16 protein-coding genes and 1 pseudogene are annotated in these 18,260 nt (G+C 44.7%); 11 read left to right on the top strand and 6 right to left on the bottom strand.

From position 1 onward, the window contains the following. Positions 1–23: 23 nt before the first annotated feature. Positions 24–1,502 carry a DUF4145 domain-containing protein gene (locus L5M28_RS20765; RefSeq protein WP_263197575.1) on the top strand — a complete coding sequence of 493 codons (1,479 nt, stop codon included), beginning with the start codon at positions 24–26 and terminating at the stop codon, positions 1,500–1,502. Positions 1,503–1,524: 22 nt separating this feature from the next. On the opposite strand, the gene L5M28_RS20760 is transcribed toward L5M28_RS20765, so the two are convergent. After that, on the bottom strand, positions 1,525–1,872 hold the full coding sequence (locus L5M28_RS20760; RefSeq protein ID WP_173497987.1) for a hypothetical protein: 348 nt from the start codon (positions 1,870–1,872) through the stop codon (positions 1,525–1,527). 376 nt (positions 1,873–2,248) lie between these two features. On the opposite strand from L5M28_RS20760, the gene L5M28_RS20755 reads away from it, so the two are divergent. Both L5M28_RS20755 and L5M28_RS20750 read left to right on the top strand, forming a co-directional pair. Further along, positions 2,249–4,120, top strand: a complete 1,872-nt coding sequence (locus tag L5M28_RS20755; protein ID WP_263204309.1) for a methyl-accepting chemotaxis protein — start codon at positions 2,249–2,251, stop codon at positions 4,118–4,120. A 402-nt stretch (positions 4,121–4,522) separates the two neighbouring features. Next, entirely contained in the window at positions 4,523–6,394 is a 1,872-nt protein-coding gene (locus tag L5M28_RS20750) for a methyl-accepting chemotaxis protein (RefSeq protein WP_263204308.1), read from the top strand. Between the two features lie 83 nt (positions 6,395–6,477). Here L5M28_RS20750 and L5M28_RS20745 read toward each other — a convergent pair whose 3' ends face one another. Beyond that, positions 6,478–7,449, bottom strand: coding sequence for a LysR family transcriptional regulator (locus L5M28_RS20745; RefSeq protein WP_263204307.1), 972 nt, complete (start codon positions 7,447–7,449; stop codon positions 6,478–6,480). 113 nt (positions 7,450–7,562) lie between these two features. Between L5M28_RS20745 and L5M28_RS20740 the strand changes: the two genes are divergently transcribed. Together L5M28_RS20740 and L5M28_RS20735 are read left to right on the top strand one after the other, a co-directional pair. After that, entirely contained in the window at positions 7,563–8,771 is a 1,209-nt protein-coding gene (locus L5M28_RS20740) for a multidrug effflux MFS transporter (RefSeq protein WP_113940291.1), read from the top strand. Positions 8,772–8,913: 142 nt separating this feature from the next. After that, the gene (locus L5M28_RS20735) at positions 8,914–9,534 is read left to right on the top strand and encodes a tRNA-uridine aminocarboxypropyltransferase (RefSeq protein WP_263197573.1); all 621 of its coding nucleotides are present in this window, start codon (positions 8,914–8,916) and stop codon (positions 9,532–9,534) included. A gap of 680 nt (positions 9,535–10,214) precedes the next feature. Here the strand turns inward: L5M28_RS20735 and L5M28_RS20730 are convergent. After that, entirely contained in the window at positions 10,215–12,335 is a 2,121-nt protein-coding gene (locus L5M28_RS20730) for a putative bifunctional diguanylate cyclase/phosphodiesterase (RefSeq protein WP_212599549.1), read from the bottom strand. 292 nt (positions 12,336–12,627) lie between these two features. Between L5M28_RS20730 and L5M28_RS20725 the strand changes: the two genes are divergently transcribed. From L5M28_RS20725 to L5M28_RS20705, 5 genes are all read left to right on the top strand, one after another. Continuing rightward, the gene (locus tag L5M28_RS20725) at positions 12,628–12,999 is read left to right on the top strand and encodes a hypothetical protein (RefSeq protein ID WP_113940294.1); all 372 of its coding nucleotides are present in this window, start codon (positions 12,628–12,630) and stop codon (positions 12,997–12,999) included. Between the two features lie 117 nt (positions 13,000–13,116). Further along, positions 13,117–13,779 (top strand): class I SAM-dependent methyltransferase, encoded by a 663-nt coding sequence (locus tag L5M28_RS20720; RefSeq protein ID WP_263204306.1) that lies wholly within the window; start codon positions 13,117–13,119, stop codon positions 13,777–13,779. A 604-nt stretch (positions 13,780–14,383) separates the two neighbouring features. Next, complete coding sequence (locus L5M28_RS20715; RefSeq protein WP_263204304.1) at positions 14,384–14,935, top strand: SMI1/KNR4 family protein; 552 nt, start codon at positions 14,384–14,386, stop codon at positions 14,933–14,935. Positions 14,936–15,026: 91 nt separating this feature from the next. Continuing rightward, positions 15,027–15,929 (top strand): hypothetical protein, encoded by a 903-nt coding sequence (locus L5M28_RS20710; RefSeq protein WP_263204302.1) that lies wholly within the window; start codon positions 15,027–15,029, stop codon positions 15,927–15,929. 114 nt (positions 15,930–16,043) lie between these two features. Further along, the gene (locus L5M28_RS20705; protein ID WP_263204301.1) at positions 16,044–16,433 is read left to right on the top strand and encodes a DUF6678 family protein; all 390 of its coding nucleotides are present in this window, start codon (positions 16,044–16,046) and stop codon (positions 16,431–16,433) included. 118 nt (positions 16,434–16,551) lie between these two features. On the opposite strand, the gene L5M28_RS20700 is transcribed toward L5M28_RS20705, so the two are convergent. Next, positions 16,552–16,881: an antibiotic biosynthesis monooxygenase family protein gene (locus tag L5M28_RS20700; RefSeq protein ID WP_263204300.1), complete on the bottom strand. Its 330-nt coding sequence runs from the start codon at positions 16,879–16,881 to the stop codon at positions 16,552–16,554. Further along, positions 16,878–17,261, bottom strand: coding sequence for an NIPSNAP family protein (locus tag L5M28_RS20695; protein ID WP_263220949.1), 384 nt, complete (start codon positions 17,259–17,261; stop codon positions 16,878–16,880). Before L5M28_RS20695 ends, L5M28_RS20700 begins: the two co-directional genes overlap by 4 nt. A gap of 64 nt (positions 17,262–17,325) precedes the next feature. Here L5M28_RS20695 and L5M28_RS20690 point away from each other — a divergent pair, with 64 nt between their 5' ends. Next, positions 17,326–18,078, top strand: coding sequence for an ArsR/SmtB family transcription factor (locus L5M28_RS20690; RefSeq protein ID WP_263204299.1), 753 nt, complete (start codon positions 17,326–17,328; stop codon positions 18,076–18,078). Here L5M28_RS20690 and L5M28_RS20685 read toward each other — a convergent pair. Next, a pseudogene (locus L5M28_RS20685) lies at positions 18,066–18,260 on the bottom strand (IS5/IS1182 family transposase); the annotation flags it as partial. The gene L5M28_RS20690 and the pseudogene L5M28_RS20685 sit on opposite strands and share 13 nt — an antisense overlap.

The raw sequence follows: 18,260 nt of genomic DNA, 5'->3' as shown, positions 1-18,260 counted from the left end.
ATTCAGCCTGTAGGGAATCACTCATGGGGACGAAAACAGTCATTAAGGATAGTGAGTTTATCCACGATTTTTCGGTCTCCTTGAGTGATGATTACCTCAAGGCGAAAAGCTATGTGCAGGATGTGCCGACACAGTCGCTGCTACACATTCGCAGTTTTACCCATAAACTTACAGAGTTACTGGGGCAAGATAAGCAAATCGCGTTTTCGAGTCCGAATTTATACGATAGGATCGAACAGCTAAATCAGCGGCGCGTGATTGATGTGAAGACCACTCGTGCCCTGCATCGATTGCGTGCCGACGGTAACCGCGGTGCTCATCCTGAGAAATACCATCTCACCCAGGAACAATTACTCGCGCTAGCGCAAAAATCCATTAAAGATGTCCTGACTTTAGTCGAGCACTTGTATCCTAAGGTTAAAGGTCGAGTTGCCCCTGCCTACTGTTATGAAGCGACTGACGCTATGACGGTGAGGGATTTGTGCTACCGCGCTGTGATGGAAGATGACCCGCAAGCGCAGTATTTGGTTGGGATATCGTTTAAGACCAAGGCTTTGATACTGAAAGAACAAGAACTGCTCAAAGAGCAAGAACTTGCGGCAGAAGCCGAAGCTATATCAAGCCAAGATTTATCCACAGTTTCACCTCTAAATACCATTTCTCACATTAGCGCAGCTGACAGTTTTGCCCGAGCGGCCTATTGGTTTTCCCTTGCGGCACCTAAGCACATGGAAGCCTTACATGAGCATGGCGTAGCACTGATCCACGGTTATCAAGGCGCGCCAGAAGTGGCTAAAGGTGAACAGATCATTGCCACTGCAGCAGCAGCAGGTGTGGTCAATGCGATGGCGTTATTGGGATATTTTTATCTTGTAGGCAGTGAGTCGTTTCAACCCGACAGCAAGTTAGCACAGCAATATTTACAAGGTGCGGCAGATGGCGAGCAAACTGAAGCGATGGCGAATCTAGGTGTGTTGCATTACCAGCAAAAGAACTTAACTCAAGCCTATCATTTTATAAGCAAAGCCGCGCAAGCAGGTTATCCCCATGCCCAGTATCATTTAGCATTAATGCTTGCCAATGGAGATGGCTGTACTCGAGATATGATTGCCAGTGAGCATTGGATGGCCGAAGCTGCCGAGCAAGGACAACTCGATGCTATGCTCACGCGGGCGCAGCATATGCTCAATGATGACAATGCCTTTGGCAGTGATTTGACTCAAGCTGAGGATTATTTGCGCCAAGTGATAAAATATAGCCACAGTGTGCCTGCGATGATTGAGCTGAGTATGGCACTGGCCGACGGTATCTTAGGACGAATTGATGTCGTTGGATCTGCTGCTTTGCTTAAGCTGGCACGGCAAAATGCCAATAAAAAAGAGGCGGATATTATCGAGCCTCTGTGGCGTTCACTGGTATTACAGATTGAAAATGTGCTTGAGGTAACCCAAGATCCCGCCGAAATTCATAGCCTTAAACGCGCGCAGACCTTACTCGCTTGAGCGCAGTTTTGCTTCGATTGAACTAGTGTTCATCCTCTTTATGCTCAAAAGTGCGCCCTTGATGGCGTGCCGCATTAGATTCCCTAACAATAGTGTCAGATCCATAAACCTGACTCTGCGGCTCCTCTGTCGCGTGGGCATGCTGCGTTGCGTTTGCCTGAGCCTGATTAAATTTAGCCAACTGACGTGCCATATAAAAACGGCTAAATAGGACTAAACAACCGAGCGCAATCGCGCCAAATAAGAGCACGAAGGGTAATAAAAATAGTGATAAACAAATTAGGCTAATGCTAATTGCCATCGCTAACCAAGCCCGTGGGCCAGAAATTCGGGTCTGCAGTGGGCTCTGTTGGAACTGTTGAAAAATCATAAGAACTCCTCGATAGGCAGTGGACATTTAGTGTGCAATAGCGAGTGCGTATAGGTCACGTTAATCTTGATTAATTTACTTTATTTTACTCGGGAGGCCATTTTGGTGTTGCGCATTACTTTGATATGTGATCGCATGCCTATCTATATGTTGTTGCTCGAATAACGGTTGGTTAATTATATGTGTTTGCTAAAATCTTTTTGATGTAAATCTGAGCAATTTCTTTGCTAACTGTACAGAATATGAGAAAATTCAGCTCAAATTTAACTGCAGTTTTAACTCAGTTAGCCGCCTTATTATATTAGTTGTAAATGTTCGTTCGACCCGCTCAAACACCCTCTTGTTTCACTGCTTTGTTAATTAATTAGACGCCAACATGAACTCATATTCGCTCAAGCAAAAAATTCTGTTCTCTGTCGTGGCAGCCCTTTCACTCGTGATTGGTTTGTTGTCATGGCAAAGTTATTCCAGCCAAAAATCCCAGCTGTTACAAAACAGCCTAGAACAAGTGCAGCGCTTAGGTGAACAGCAGGCTGAGCGGATCCAAGAATGGTTGGCTGGCCGCCAAGATATTATGGGAGCCCTGGCGAACAAAGTTGAAGGTGACAGCCTCAATACACTTCAACAAGCACAGGCATCGGGTCGTTTTCAGCTGACCTATTTTGGCTCTCAAGCAGGGCAAATGTTGGATTCTGATCCGAGTATTGATCGTACGGGCTATGATCCTCGCAGCCGCCCTTGGTATCAACAAGCCATTAGTGAGCGCGGTCTTATTTTGACAAAACCTTACGTGGATGTTGCCTATAACATTCTGGTTGTGACTATGGCGCAGCCAACCGCACAAGGTGTTGTGGGTGGTGACTTATCTATCGCAAGCCTAGTTGACGGTGTTAATCGGATGAAGTTACCGGCAAACGGTTATGCCATCATGATGCACAAAGATGGCACTGTGATCGCTTATAAAGATCAAGCTAAGACGATGAAACCTATAGGTGAAATCGATAACGAGCTTAATCGCAACTTACCGGAACAGAGCCGTGCAGCGGGCACTCTGTTGCCTATGTATTTTGAAAATGAAGGACGTGACAAATTAGTCTGGAGCGTTGATATCCCTAATACAGATTGGGAATTAGTGTTAGTGCTTGATAAGGAAACGCTAGAAGCGCCATTGTCTAACCTATTACTCACTCAACTGGGTCTCTCTGCATTCGTACTGTTGCTGAGTGTGTTAGCCATTTCTTGGTTAGTTGGCATGTTACTGGGTCCTCTGAGTCGAGTATCGCAAGCCCTTGCGCGTATTGCCGATGGTAATGGTGATTTAACTCAACGTATTTCAGTCGACACTCAAGATGAAGTGGGCGTGCTTGCCGACAGCTTTAACCGCTTTGTGGGCAGTCAACATCAGCTGATCAGCCATATTCGCCAATTAGCGAATGAGTTAGATGCCGATGCTGAACGTAGTCTTGCTACCACGCAAACTTCAGTTGCGGAGTTACAACGTCAACAGCAAGAAGTCGCTATGGTCGCGACTGCGGTAACTGAAATGGCGAGTGCGACTAATGAGATCGCAGCAAATGCTGAGAACACGGCAACAGCGGCTCAACAGTCTGCGGCGAGCAGTTTACAGGGTAAAGAGTTAGTGAATAAAACTCGTAACTCGATTAATTCACTCGCAGATGAAGTGACTCAAGCAACGGATGTCATCGGCGATTTAAGTCGTCACGCTAAGTCTATCTCGAGTATTCTGGCGACAATTCAAGGGATTGCAGAGCAAACTAACCTGTTAGCGCTTAACGCAGCCATTGAAGCGGCTCGTGCTGGTGAGCAAGGCCGTGGTTTTGCGGTCGTTGCCGATGAAGTTCGAGTACTGTCACGTCGTACACAGGATTCGACTCAGGAAGTACATACCACGATTGAAACGCTACAACGCACTACCGCTCGAGCAGTCAGCTTGATGGAAAGCAGCCAAGCATTAGCGGGTCATAGCGTAGAAGATGCAAATGCCGCGGCGAAAGCCCTTGAAGAGATTACGCAAGCGGTCAACGTGATTTCTGATATGGCAGGCCAAATTGCTACCGCAGCGGAAGAACAGACTCAAGTGACGGGTGAAATAACTCAGAATACTGTTGCGATTAAAGATGTGACCGATGAGATTACCGCATCGGCCATGGCAGATTTGGCACAGGCGAGGGGCTTAAAAGCTCGCGCTAATGACCTGAATGCGCAAGTCGCGACATTTATTCTGTAGCCTAAGTTTAAAATAGCGAATGATTTGATCTTGATATAAAAGTGCCATGTAATAAAAATGGCACTTTTATTACTTTTTCATCTAAATGCTTTTATAACTCATTTCTATTTAAGTTGAATTTAATTCGTAACTATTAGCATTAAGATAAGAGTAATTTTAAATTACATGAGATTTATAGTGCATATTTAAATATGCATAAATTAGGCGTCCTATTAAATAAGAGGCCGGTGCTCAGATGCATACGTTGATCTATCTTGGATTTGTTGTGAGTTTGTTTATTCTTGCGGTAAAAATAAGTGTATTCGCCGTTATTTTTACGTATATAAGTAAACTAAGCGCTACTAGGAATAGTTATTATTTTTGGTCAGCATAATTATCCAGTTTTTATTCGTGAAATATATTATGAAATCATATTCATTAAGACAAAAAATCCTTTTTTCCGTAATTCTCGCTCTCTCATCGGTAATTTTACTGTTATCTTGGCAAAGTTATACAAGTCAGAAGAAAGTACTATTAGACGTGAATTTAGAACAGGCTCAACGTCTTGGAGACCAGCAAGCGTTACTGATTAGTGAGTGGCTTGCAAGTCGTCAGAAAATTGTTAAAGGTCTTGCTGGGCAGCGCAATAATGACATTGTGCAAGCAATGAAACAGGCTAAGCAATCGGGAGGGTTTGAATCGACATATTTTGGTGAGTCTAACGGCAATATGAGAGATTCAGAGCCTGCAACTGACTATACAAATTATGATCCTCGTACACGACCTTGGTACCAAGAGGCTATGCGAACTGGTGGAAGTGTATTTACTCGACCTTATCTTGATACTGCTTTTAATATTTTAGTGGTGACTTTGGCCGAGCCTGTTGCAGGCGGAGTTATTGCTGGAGATCTATCGATTAGTAATCTTATCGAAGAGGTCAACCGCATGAAGTTACCGGCAAACGGTTATGCCATCATGATGCACAAAGACGGCACAGTGATCGCTTATAAAGATCAAGCTAAGACGATGAAACCTATAGGTGAAATCGACAACGAGCTTAATCGCAACTTACCAGAGCAAAGCCGTGCAGCGGGCACTCTGTTACCTATGTATTTTGAAAATGAAGGACGTGACAAATTAGTCTGGAGCGTTGATATCCCTAATACAGATTGGGAATTAGTGTTAGTGCTTGATAAGGAAACGCTAGAGTCGCCACTGTCGAGCTTGTTACTCACTCAGTTTGGGCTTTCTGCACTCGTGTTGATCTTAAGTGTATTAGCCATTTCTTGGCTAGTAAGTGTCTTGCTGGGTCCTCTGAGTCGAGTATCGCAAGCACTGGCGCGTATTGCCGATGGTAATGGTGATTTAACTCAACGTATTTCTGTCGACACTCAAGATGAAGTGGGCGTGCTTGCCGACAGCTTTAACCGCTTTGTGGGCAGTCAACATCAGCTGATCAGCCATATTCGCCAATTAGCGAATGAGTTAGATGCCGATGCTGAACGTAGTCTTGCCACCACGCAAACTTCAGTTGCGGAGTTACAGCGTCAACAGCAAGAAGTCGCTATGGTCGCGACTGCGGTAACTGAAATGGCGAGTGCGACTAATGAGATCGCAGCCAATGCTGAGAACACGGCAACAGCGGCTCAACAGTCTGCAGCGAGCAGTTTACAGGGCAAAGAGTTAGTCAATAAAACTCGTAACTCGATTAATTCCCTCGCCGATGAAGTGACTCAAGCAACGGATGTTATTGGCGATTTAAGTCGTCACGCTAAGTCTATCTCGAGTATTCTGGCGACAATTCAAGGGATCGCAGAGCAAACTAACCTTTTAGCGCTTAACGCAGCCATTGAAGCGGCTCGTGCTGGCGAGCAAGGCCGTGGTTTTGCGGTCGTTGCCGATGAAGTTCGAGTACTGTCACGTCGTACACAAGATTCGACTCAGGAAGTACATACCACGATTGAAACGCTACAACGCACTACCGCTCGAGCAGTCAGCTTGATGGAAAGCAGCCAAGTATTAGCGGGTCATAGCGTAGAAGATGCAAATGCCGCGGCGAAAGCCCTTGAAGAGATCACACAAGCGGTCAACGTGATTTCAGATATGGCAGGCCAAATTGCTACCGCAGCGGAAGAACAGACTCAAGTGACGGGTGAAATAACCCAGAATACGGTTGCGATTAAAGATGTGACCGATGAGATTACCGCATCGGCCATGGCAGATTTGGCACAGGCGAGAGGGTTAAAAGCTCGCGCTAATGACCTGAATGCGCAAGTCGCGACATTTATTCTGTAATCGCTATTCTTAATAGCGTGCCTCGATATTAGCCCGATAAAGCCTTTGCTTTGTCGGGCTTTTTACTGACCGTTTTTGTCGTGTTAAAGCATTTCTGTGGGATTGAATAACTTAGCCACACTTTGACAAATGGTTTCTCTAATCCATTTATGCCCTTGATCTTCATCATTTCTTTGATGCCATAACAGCACATAGGCCATTGGCATAAATTCGAAAGGCAGTGGCAGTTGTTTGAGCGGATAAAGTTGGCAGGCGTGACGGGCAAAGCTCGACGGCAGAGTGAAGATTAAATTGCTGTGGGCGCAAACGCTGGCGGCACCATAAAAGTCGGGTACAGTCGTGCTGATCCGGCGTCTATGCCCAAGATCGGCAAGAAAGTAATCCAGTGCCCACCAATCACTACCTTCACAACGAACCTGCACATGGGCCATATCGAGGTAAAAGGGTAAATTCCATTGTTCTGAGGTGAGCGCCGCCATCAGCGGGTGATCCTCTCGCACTAAGCAGACTTGTTGATCGGTAAATAATGTTTGATAGGCAATCCCTTCGGGCAGGCGATCTACTTGAAAATCTGACAGTGGATGCAAATCCCGCCCTGAAATACCAAAGTCGATTTGCCCTTGCTGCAAATCCTGCATCGATTTTTCGGTCCAGACATAGGAGTCGAGTTTTACGTTGGGTGCCGTGGTCAGCATAGGGCCGATAAAATATGGGATTAAGGTTTCATAGGCGCTTTCCACCATGGCAAAAGAAAATTGTCGATTGCTACTGGCAGGATTAAAGGTCGGAGGCTGAGTGAGTTGATACAAGTCTTGCAATATATTCGGCAGTTTTTGCCCAAGAATGAGGGCGTGCGCGGTGGGTTTTAAGCCATGCGCCGTGCGCTGAAATAGGGGATCATCTAAGGTTTCTCTGAGTCGATTTAAGCTCTTACTGAGGGCTGACTGACTTATATGTAATCGGCTGGCGGCGCGAGTGACACTCTGCTCCTCTAGCAGCACCTTGAGTATGACCAGCAAGTTCAAATCGATTCTGGCTAAGTTGTCGATATTCACAGATATTCCTCAGAGGAAATTTACTTTGGAAATTATACCATTTCTGTTCATACCTTGAGTTAATTAAAATAGCGCCCACTGAAATACCTTTCCCTGATCAACTGAGATTATTTATGCGGCGCAATCTGTTACCTATCCTGATGTCTATGGTGCTGCTCAGCCCATTAGCCATCGATATTTATTTACCTTCAATGCCAACTATGGCGACAGAATTCGCCGTATCTGCCAGTGATGTGCAATCCACACTCGTATTGTTTTTATTCGCCATGGGCTTAGGCCAAGTGTTGATTGGGCCATTAGCCGACCGTTATGGCCGCCGTCCTGTGGCCATTTTCGGGGTCTTACTCTACGGCGCAAGTAGTCTTCTCGCTGCCGCGGCCATCGAATTTCATTGGTTACAGATTGCTCGTGTGCTGCAAGGTTTAGCCGCCTGTTCAACTTCTATTGTGGTGTTTAGTGCGGTGCGCGACTGCTACTCACAAAAAGAAGGCGCTAAAATTTACAGTTACTTAAATGGCGCGATTTGCGTGATCCCAGCTTTAGCACCAACCTTAGGTGGCTTGTTAGCGATGCAATTCGGCTGGCGTTCAACCTTCGTTTTCATGACGTTATATGCCATGTTGATGATGCTCGTTGTCGGTTATCGCTTACCTGAGACTCGTCCAGCCAACACTGTTACTACTGGCCCACTTTACCGTTGGGGCAGATTCAAACCTGTACTCGGTAACACCCACTTTTTGTTTTATGCCTTTGCTTGTATGTCAGCTATGGCGGCAATTTTGAGTTATGTGTCTTATGCGCCTGTGTGGTTGATTGGGCATTTAGGGGTTTCTGAGCTGGCGTTTAGTGGTTTATTCGGGCTCAATGCTGTGTTCAATATCGTGGCCTGTTTTGCTGCACCGATCGTCATTCGCAAACTGGGTAATCGTCCAACGGTTATTTTGGCTCTGTCTTTACTCGTTCTGTCTTCAGTGGCGACAGTGGCGGGCCAACAGTTTGGTCCAAATACAGGGATGGCAGCAGCTTTTAACTTCATGTTACCTATGATGTTGTTGTGTGTGGGATTTGCCTTCTTACTCGGCCCCGCGACGAGTATGGCGCTGTCAGCTTTTGGTGAGCGAGCGGGGACTGCCGCGGCTATGCTAGGTTTTATTCAGATGAGTGGTGCATCCGTTTTAGCTGGACTTATACAGCAAACGAATTTAACTGCACCTTACGCAGTGGCACTCGTCATGGGCGTGTTTTCTATCGGTTTATTGTTGATGATGGCGCTGAGTCGATTCGACCACTGGCACCAAGAGCAGTTAGTTGGCGAGCATTAGTTCGCGGCACTGATTAATTACAGAGTACACCCTTTACCCACAGTTTGTTTGACCGCGAACTGTGGGTATTTTTTTATTGTGTCTAATACCCTTTTATCCTTTGGTATACTCGTAAAATAACTCACTAAACCGAGGGTAAAGCTTGTCCCGTCACTATTGTGTTATCTGTTGTTATCCGCAAAATGCTTGCTTATGTGCGAGTGTTCAGCCTATCTCTCCAATGACTCAGTTGGTGGTTTTACAGCACCCGAGTGAAGTCGAACATAAGAAGAATAGTGTGCGGGTATTGAGTCTTGCTGTACCTAAAACGCAAGTTTATGTGGGTGAAAGCGAGTCTGATTTCAACGGTTTACGGGAATATTTAGCGGCGTGTAATAAGCCTATTTATCTCGTCTATCCCTCTGCGTTAAGTGTAAGTGTTGAACAGCAACGTATTAATCCTGATTGTATATTGCTGTTGCTCGATGGCACTTGGCGTAAGGCATTCAAAATGCTGCAACTGAATCCTTGGTTAACCCAGTATCCTGCGGTGCATTTGGCTGAAGGTTATGAATCGCGCTATCGGATCCGTAAATCAAGTCGTAGCGATAGTTTATCGACCTTAGAAGCTTGCGCTTATATGTTAAGCGCCCTCGATTCTACCCTTGATGTTCAGCCGTTAATGATGGCATTTGATGCTATGGTGGGATTGCGGATTAAGGCGATGCCGAGTACAGTGCAGGTTCGTTATCAGAACTCAAATGAATCCAGTGGTAAGGTATAGTTGATGGGGTTAAGGCTATTGAGTCTTAGATGTTTTAGGTATGAATTAGTGCTTTTAAGTTATTGAGTTTTTGAGACTCCGTACGAATTAAAATAGTCAAAATCTTATTCAGATCACGCTAACGTAATGTGAAATACGGTTTAATAACTGGGATTCATTTGCGCAGCAAATGATGAGATAGCTTTGCCAGCCAATTGCTTTGCAGGGGAGTAATTCCATTCATTACTATTAGTAAATGGCGTGCTGGCAGGGCTATCGAGCTTTAAATATGGTTTTTTTATTGATAATGATGAGAGCGCTTTGCTAGGCCATCATTGGCTTTGCAGGGGAGTTATTCCATTCATAACTATTAGTAAATGGTGTGCTGGCAGGGCTATTGAGCTTTAAATATGGTTTTTTTTATTGATAATGATGAGAGCGCTTTGCCAGGCCATCATTGGCTTTGCAGGGGAGTAGATTCCATTCATTACTATTAGTAAATAGCGTGCTGGCAGGGCTATCGAGCTTAAATCGTATGTTTTCTGCAAGAAAATCTTTTCCCTTAGTTCGCGACCCATCAAAATATTTCGATGAAACCTTAGCGGAATCTTTCGTTTTCCGTTGTAAACGTCGAGAGCGTTAATTCGGTACGCCGGTCGGATTATCGAGCCGATGCGAACATCGGCAGTCCTAAATCTGTTCTAGGCTAAGCGTTTTTCCGCAAGAAAGGCTTGGGTGAAGTTTTCGACTGAACTCGGGTAGCCAAATAGAAATCCTTGGGCGAAACCTTGGCCCATGTCAGTCATTATGTCTTTTTGTTGTTGAGTTTCAATACCTTCTGCGACGAAGTGAATGTCGAGTGCTTGTGCGAGTTGCACTATAGCATTGCAGAGCTTTTGTCCTGAGACTTCGTTTAAGCGCAAGGCAAACTCGGCATCAATTTTGACGCTGTCTATTGGCAAAGTCCCTAATCGACTGAGTGACGATAACCCAGTCCCAAAATCATCGATGGCAATACTGACACCTAACGCTTTGATACGATTGAGTGTGAGTCGTGCTTGCTCCGGTTGTCGTAACAATGCCGATTCGGTAATTTCTAAAATCAGTGCATCAGCGGGTAACTTCGCCATTTCTAAGGCATTTATCACTTGGTCGATAAAATCTAAGTGTTCCAATTGCAGTGGTGACACATTGACTGAAATTCTAAAGTCGGGTTGATAATGTGCTCGCCAGAGGGCCGCTTGTACACAGGCCTGTTCTAATACCCATTGGCCAATGCTGACAATTAATCCTGTTTCCTCAAGCAATGGCACAAAGTCGGCAGCTTCATAATATTCTGTCGGTGACTTCTGCCAGCGGAGCAGGGCTTCGGCAGCAATAGTTTGATTTGTGTGTAAATCGACTATGGCTTGATAAGCGAGAGTGAATTGTTTTAGGCTATGCGCATGCCTTAGGTTATTGATTAACTGTAATTTTAACTCGGCTGCTAGGCTCATTGCCTTATCGTAAAACACGAGATGCGGTAAGCTCTTTTTAGCGCAATACATGGCAGTATCGGCAAGACTAATCAGTTGTCCCGCTTGGTTACTGTGGGTAGGAAATAGCGCAATGCCTATGCTAGTGCCGAGGAAGAACTTTTGGCCTTCAATTTCAAAGGGGCTCTCAAATAAGCTGAGAATCTGCTCTGCAAACAGCTGAATTTCATCTTTACAGCTACAGTCTTGCAGCACTAAGGTAAATTCATCTCCTCCCATACGGGCTATATCGGCCTTTTCGATGCAACCCGCCTCGAGGCGGGCGGCGACGAGTTGTAATACTCTATCGCCCATGGAGTGACCGAAGCTGTCATTGATATTCTTGAAACCATTGAGATCTAAAAACATCAACGCCCCCAGTGCGAGGGGATCAGTTTTAAGTTTTTCGAGGGCACTATTGAGGATCTGTTTGAGATGGAACCGGTTAGGTAATCCAGTCAAGGTATCGTACATAGCTCGAGTTGTTAGCTGGGTTTCTAATAGTTTTTTAGTACTAATATCACTGAAAATATTCACATTATAATGAGCATCATCTTCAGTGACGATTTTACGACTGCTCTGCCAAGCAGGAAAGTTACTGCCATCTGAACGTCTTTTCCACGTTTCGCCCTGCCAAAATCCCCTTTGTTTCAAGGCGATTTGGCATTCGGTTTCTTCCCCCATATTATGGGTTCTTACCTCTAAAAATTCAGGGGTTTTACTGATGAGCTGCTCAGCGCTATAGCCGCAAATACGGCACATTGCTTTATTGACAGCCAAAATTTGATTATCAGTGTCAGTGATATACACAGCTTCGGCACTTTCTTCGAGCGTGGTCGACAAAATTTCTTTGGGAATATGAGCAAAACCATCAGAAATCGTTTCGCGCATTTGATTGCGGCGATTGAGAGCTTGTAATTCAACGAGTACCACGGGCTGTTGTTGCAGATAACAGCGATAGAGATTAATTCGAGTCGGCAGTTCATTGCCTTGTTGGCTCATGTGCAGCCAGTTGAATTCAACATTATTGCCAGCAATGGCTTCAAGGATCATTTCCCGCGCAAATTCAACACTATTGCGGCCTGAAGATTGGATCCTCGGAGAAAAATCATAGGGAGTCGCATTCACAAAAGCATCGTATTCAGTCTCAAAATAACTGAGGGTGGCTTGGTTGGCACTAATAAAGCTAAAGCCTTGAATTAAGGCTAAGGGGGTTTTATGGGGATGTGCTTGCCAGAGAGAAAGCTTTTCTTGCAGTACAGGATCATCTGTACTGAGTTTCTTAAGTAAGTGTTGCCATCTGATCATTCAGGATACTCCCTTGTGACGCAAAATAGTCACATCCCATTTTTAGGTCTTCGTTGAACACGAAGTTGCCCAATAGTACATCATTCCAATGGGGTTAAAAATAAACCTAATTGTTGTTTCACTCAAATAGAAACTTAAAAAGTGTAGTTTAAGACTTGTATTCAAGCATATTTTTTAAGAACACCTGCTGCATATTTCAAGCTTAGGCAGATTTTATGCTATGTTTTGCACATCTTGCGTGAATTGGCTTTTATCATTGATTCATTCAATTATCGAATAAAGGAGACAGGAAATGGCGTATTTATTTAAAGTGTTAATCTCTAAAATATTAATATCGCTAGTCCTCATCTTTAGTTTTCATCTCGCGTTAACAAATGCCGCCGAGGCGCCAAAGCCTAGATTGACCCTAGAGCAAAAAGCCGATAAGGCACGCATCGACTCACAGCGATTAGAACAGGCTCAATTAGAAAAGGCCCGTCAAGCCACTAAAGAGACGACAGAGCGGGAAGATAAAATTAAGCAACAATCCCAAACCAACGATTGGGAAGCGCAGCAAAAACTTAAGGCACAAAAACAGTTCGACGAAAGAGAAAGTCGCGAGCAAAAATATTTACGGGAAGCAAAAGAAGCCGCCGCAAAAGAGCGTAAAATCCCTAAACCTTAATCAGGCCATCGATATAGTCGATTTCAGCTGGTCAGTGCTAGCATTATTTGTGGGCATTACGACTATTCTCATTACTATGCACATTACTATGCACCTTACTATCCCTAGGAATTGTTGTTGAATATCTGCCCCTTATGTCATGGCGTTGAATTACTCGCTTATCATCAAGATAGGAAGCGCAGTTACCTGCAATGCCAAACCTGCCAACTGGTGAGCGTGCCTTCTGAGTTTTATCTTTCGGCCGAGGCAGAAAAAGCCGAGTACGATAAGCACGAGAATCATGCCGATGATCTCGGCTATCAAACATTTTTAAATCGCACACTCGAGCCACTACTTAGCCGTGTTAGCATTTCGGCCCAAGGGCTCGATTTTGGCTGTGGAGAAGGTAAGGCATTGAGTCTAATGGCAAAGGCGCGCGGTTATCAGATAGATAATTACGACCTTTATTACGCCAATAATCCCGAAACATTAGCCCGCCAATACGACTTTATTACCTTGACCGAAGTCATTGAACACGTGAGTGGTGCCGCAGGTTTGCTTACTCAGCTCGATAGGTTATTAAAACCCAACGGCATTTTGGCGGTCATGACCAAGCGTGTGCAGGATAAAACCGCATTTGCCCGCTGGCACTATAAAAACGATCCCACCCACATCAATTTTTACGCCGAAGCGACTTTTGAGTGGATCGCGCATCACTATGGCTGGCGACTCGAAATTATTGATAAGGACGTAGTCTTCTTGCATAAAGAGATGCATAAAGGAATTTATCAGTCGAGTTAATGCTGTTGTCGCTTAAATGTACTTATCATCAATTTGTGACGCTATAGATACCTGATTTTCTATGGTTTTTGTTGCAATGCCAGTGGCTATTACTAATACCTCAAGCTCTGACTCAAGATTAGGGTTAGCCGTTAGCCCGATAATCACTAGGGCATCGTGGGGGGCGTTGTTTGTTTAGCACGCCTATCTGATTGTATTAACTGAGTTCTATGGTGTTCCTCGCGACGACACTCACATTGCCGCTAGTGCTTGGTCTATATCATCGAGTAGTGGATGTTGCACCGAACGTTTACTCGTATTCTGCGTGTGGTTTGCAAGACGCTCGACTAATTCATTCACCGATATTTTGTGTGGCGAACGAGGGCTCAAACTGAGTAAGGGTCACTTGACGCTGAAAATTAGGCTGTATATCTAGTTAATAAGGTATGACTGGAATAGCGGCTTAGTAAGTAATAGAAGGCTGCGACAGAATCTGTCGTAGCAATATGAAAATAGAATTTATGTGGTTAATTCGATTAACTAAGTTCGCCAAGTGTATATGTTCGCGGTATAAAGAAAATGGATTAATACTGCGGCCAAGTGTCAAGATGAAGGAATAAATACAATGGATGTTAAGACGTATCTACAAGCATTGAGTGCTATCTACGCCAACATGAATCAAACATTAGAACTGGATCGTGGCTTATCAAACTTAGTCTTAGATGAAGCCGAAAAACAATTAGGTTTTAAACTAGTTTCCCCGCTAAGGGAGCTTTGGGGATATGCCAATGGCGGCAATGAGTGGAGCACAGTCTTTGCCCGAAAAGATTACTTTTGCCGGTATGATTTTTTGTCACTAGCCTCATCATTTAAATTTCGTGACCGAATGAGAAAACAGGCCCAGTACTACGTTGATTACCACGAGCCAGAAGTGCGGGATCCCAAAATCCAATCAGGATGGTATCAAGAAGGTTGGTTGCCCTTTGCCCAATTTGGGGGCGGTACATTACTCTTGATTACAGATCATTCGCCCTCGGCATTAGGCCAAATGGGACAAGTGATCGCATACACCCATGACCCCGATATGATGGACTTTATTAGCCCAGACCTAAGCCAATTTTTTGCACAATCCTTGGCGCAAATCGCGCTATATCCAGATGAATTAATTGAGGACTAAGGATAACGAAAATAAACGTCCACTACTCGATAAGCCTAGTAAACCTATGATTACATTTTGAACTTCAGGGCAACATGAAGTGAGGTATGATGTGAAAAGCTACCCTAAAAAAGACAGAGACCAAGCACTAAACGCATTGCAGAGATTGGCAGAAAATGACAAGCAGTTAACTGAGCCTCAAGTCGCCAAACTCGCTATCCTACAACAGTGTGTAAAAGAGAGTCGTCATCTCTCCGCTAACGAATGGATCAATCGCATCTGCTACATAGAAAATGATTTAACCCAATTAGCCATAATCCAACGGGTGGCCTTTAATAACTTCGATGAGTTTATGAACTGCCTGACATTAGCGGGGCGCTTTGGTTGTTTGACGCGATTAGTGCGGGATGGGGATTATTCGGGTACAGATAGCCTACATATTTGGCCCTTGTTGGCGGCACTAGCCATCCATGATTTACCTACTATTACAGCCTATAAACAGCGATTTGTGCCGCCTTTTTTAACTGGGCATAAGGTGACACTCTTGGCCTGCAATGCCGTATATGCCATTTTAGGTGCCACAGCCGTGACAGATAAGTTACGCCATCAACTTACAAACCTAAAAGACTCGACATACAGCATGGCGATGCTACGCAGCCTAGCCGCCATAATCAATCAGGATATGACCTCGTTTATCGATAATATCGCCATTATGGTCAAGTCTAATCGCCTGCAGCAGGAGTTCTCGCCACTGGAAAAATGTTACTGTGTTAACGCCCATGGTTTAGTCAATCTGTGGCGGTTCCATACGGCCAATGCGTTACTACCACCACTTGATTTTCCCCCACCATGGCAGCATGAATTACACGGATTTTTTACTACGGGTCACGAGTCCATTGGGATATCTTTCGATCCTTTAGCTGAGCGAGAGTTAAATGTTCTGCCAATTGAACAAAATACGCTGGCGCTAATCCATTCATTAACACCACATTCTCACAAAGATGGCCACGAATAACCCAAACAAAATTAACAAGTTAAAATGAGATTGTGATTTAGTTTCTATTTAAGGAGGATTGTTCTTGCTCATTTCTGGATACACACGCCCTAAAAATGAGTTGGACTTGAAATTATGCACGAGAAATATCGAAAAATAATTAATGAACGCCAGTTAGTCTCAGTGATGAATAAAACTAAGTGGCGCGAGCTTTGTAATGATTTTGAAGCGCTTCATTTTCTATCTATTAGCGTAAGGTACAAACTGATTTCATCAGATGATATTTTAGGATTTAGTGCCGTTTGGTGGAACGAGATCTATGAAGAAAGTTCAGGTATCGAGTGGCTAGACTTTAATCCAATAGTTTCCGAGTATCGTGGTCGTTTAGTTGCACCTCAGGAGACCGATAGGAGCAGTGAAATTCTTACTATTCTAAATAGACACGGAATTAAATACGCTATTGAAGGCTCTTGTTTTCGGGTGTGGGGTTATATAAGCCAAGATACAACCCCAGTATTTACATAAAAAACCGTTTTAGAGTGGCGCCTACCGTTTAATATTGTGGGGCAAATTTCGCTGGCGAGTACACTCTTTGTTGCTAAGACTGAGTGCCTGCAAGGCATGCTACTCAAGTCGCAGCATATCAGTTGCTCTTAGGTGCCTGAGCACGATCGAACATGCCATAGTCACGAACAACTTCGGCAACCCGCAGGCGATAATCGGCGAATAATTGTTCGCGTCCTTGAGTTTGTGCCTCGCGGTGATATATCTGTTGTCGCCAAGCCTGTACCGCAGCCTCATTCTCCCAGAATGACAGCGATAATAAGCGTTCGGGATTGACCATACTCTGAAACCGTTCGATTGAAATAAATCCTTCAATGTTACTCAGGCTCGATTTCAGGTCGGCGGCTATCTCTAAATACTTTTCTTGGCAGCCGGGATTCGGCACGACTTCAAAAATAACGACCATCATAGTTTTGTCTCCGCAGCTCTTTGATAGGTATTGGCTATCGGCTTTAGGAAACTGCGTTTTTCACTCAAAATAAATTCTCCTTGCTTGGCCAACTGAAAATTTGCCTTGCCTGCGGCTTCTGTCTTCAGTTTGTCTCTATAGCGTTCATAGTGGGCCAGACTATCGAAGCTAATGAGACCATATGCAGTGTCATTGGTGCCTTCGTGTGGCAGAAAGTAGCCAAGGAGTTCGCCACCGTAGGCTGGAATAATATCGCCCCAGTTTTCAGCATATTGGGCAAATTGTTCCAATTTGAAGGGGTCTATTTTGTATTCGATAAAACAGGTAATTTTCATAGTGTTTGGCGCCATTGACTTGTGTGGTAAAGGTTTTAGCTGCATTGTAATTACCTGAAAACTTAATGCTTCGATGGTTATCGAATTGTCACCGAATGAGATTACAAGCATGGAACCAAATATTGCCTTTATTGCCAACTTGATTGGTGACGCCGCCCGCTCACGTATGTTGATTGCTCTTATGGGCGGACAGGCATTGACGGCGACAGAACTGGCTCTTGAAGCAGACATCACACCGCAGACTGCCAGCAGCCATTTAACTAAGTTGGTTGAAGGCGAACTATTGCTCGTGCGTAAGCAGGGGAGGCATAAGTATTTTCAGCTGCAGAGTCGCCAAGTGGCCGAACTGTTGGAAAGTCTGCTCAACATGAGCGTTGCCATTGCGAGCCCTAAGGTAATCCATGGGCCCGCGGACCCTAGATTGAGACTGGCTCGCGTTTGTTATGATCATCTCGCGGGTGAATTGGGGGTTGCGCTTTACGACAGCTTAAGTCGGCAGAATTTGATCGCCCATGAAGGGGGCGAAACAAAAATCACCGCGGCAGGGATGACCTTTTTTGCCAAACGTGGCGTAGAACACTCGTTGCTGGGTACATCAGATGATGTATTCGATGTGCCGAAAAGTCGTCAATCTCGCCGTCCTTTATGTAAGTCATGCCTCGATTGGAGCGAGCGTCGCAGTCATCTTGCTGGTGTTCTAGGTCAATGGGTTCTTAAGGATATTTTGGCTAAAGGCTGGGCAGAGAAAGCCCTCGACACCCGTGCCCTACAATTTTCAAGCCGAGGGTTAAAATCGGCTTTGTTTCCTAAATCGAGTCAGCGAACAAAACTCTCATCATTGTTCAAATATCAAGCTACATAGTGGGTTTCAGGCATACCTAGCCCAGTAAGCTTGTTCAAAGCCCTAATCATCGCGTAAGCTTCTCCCACCTGAGCGTTATAATTCCGCATGCTCAACGTGCCTCCTAGCAGTTGTTTTATCCTGTACATGGCGGTTTCTGAGATTGAACGGCGATGATAACCATATCGTTTTTTCCACTGCTT

The sequence above is a fragment of the Shewanella sp. SW32 genome (assembly GCF_025653365.1).
GTDB classification, from domain to species: domain Bacteria; phylum Pseudomonadota; class Gammaproteobacteria; order Enterobacterales; family Shewanellaceae; genus Shewanella; species Shewanella oncorhynchi.
The sequence above is the reverse complement of the archived record's forward strand: the minus strand, read 5'-3'. Positions and strand labels throughout refer to the sequence as shown.

Bases quoted from the DNA above. Each gene is read 5' to 3' on its own strand.
- L5M28_RS20715 (WP_263204304.1), top strand. From the start codon at position 14,384: ATGGATGTTAAGACGTATCTACAAGCATTGAGTGCTATCTACGCCAAC.
- L5M28_RS20690 (WP_263204299.1), top strand. From the start codon at position 17,326: ATGGAACCAAATATTGCCTTTATTGCCAACTTGATTGGTGACGCCGCC.
- L5M28_RS20750 (WP_263204308.1), top strand. From the start codon at position 4,523: ATGAAATCATATTCATTAAGACAAAAAATCCTTTTTTCCGTAATTCTC.
- L5M28_RS20765 (WP_263197575.1), top strand. From the start codon at position 24: ATGGGGACGAAAACAGTCATTAAGGATAGTGAGTTTATCCACGATTTT.
- L5M28_RS20705 (WP_263204301.1), top strand. From the start codon at position 16,044: ATGCACGAGAAATATCGAAAAATAATTAATGAACGCCAGTTAGTCTCA.
- L5M28_RS20700 (WP_263204300.1), bottom strand. From the start codon at position 16,881: ATGATGGTCGTTATTTTTGAAGTCGTGCCGAATCCCGGCTGCCAAGAA.
- L5M28_RS20760 (WP_173497987.1), bottom strand. From the start codon at position 1,872: ATGATTTTTCAACAGTTCCAACAGAGCCCACTGCAGACCCGAATTTCT.
- L5M28_RS20730 (WP_212599549.1), bottom strand. From the start codon at position 12,335: ATGATCAGATGGCAACACTTACTTAAGAAACTCAGTACAGATGATCCT.
- L5M28_RS20725 (WP_113940294.1), top strand. From the start codon at position 12,628: ATGGCGTATTTATTTAAAGTGTTAATCTCTAAAATATTAATATCGCTA.
- L5M28_RS20695 (WP_263220949.1), bottom strand. From the start codon at position 17,261: ATGCAGCTAAAACCTTTACCACACAAGTCAATGGCGCCAAACACTATG.
- L5M28_RS20755 (WP_263204309.1), top strand. From the start codon at position 2,249: ATGAACTCATATTCGCTCAAGCAAAAAATTCTGTTCTCTGTCGTGGCA.
- L5M28_RS20740 (WP_113940291.1), top strand. From the start codon at position 7,563: ATGCGGCGCAATCTGTTACCTATCCTGATGTCTATGGTGCTGCTCAGC.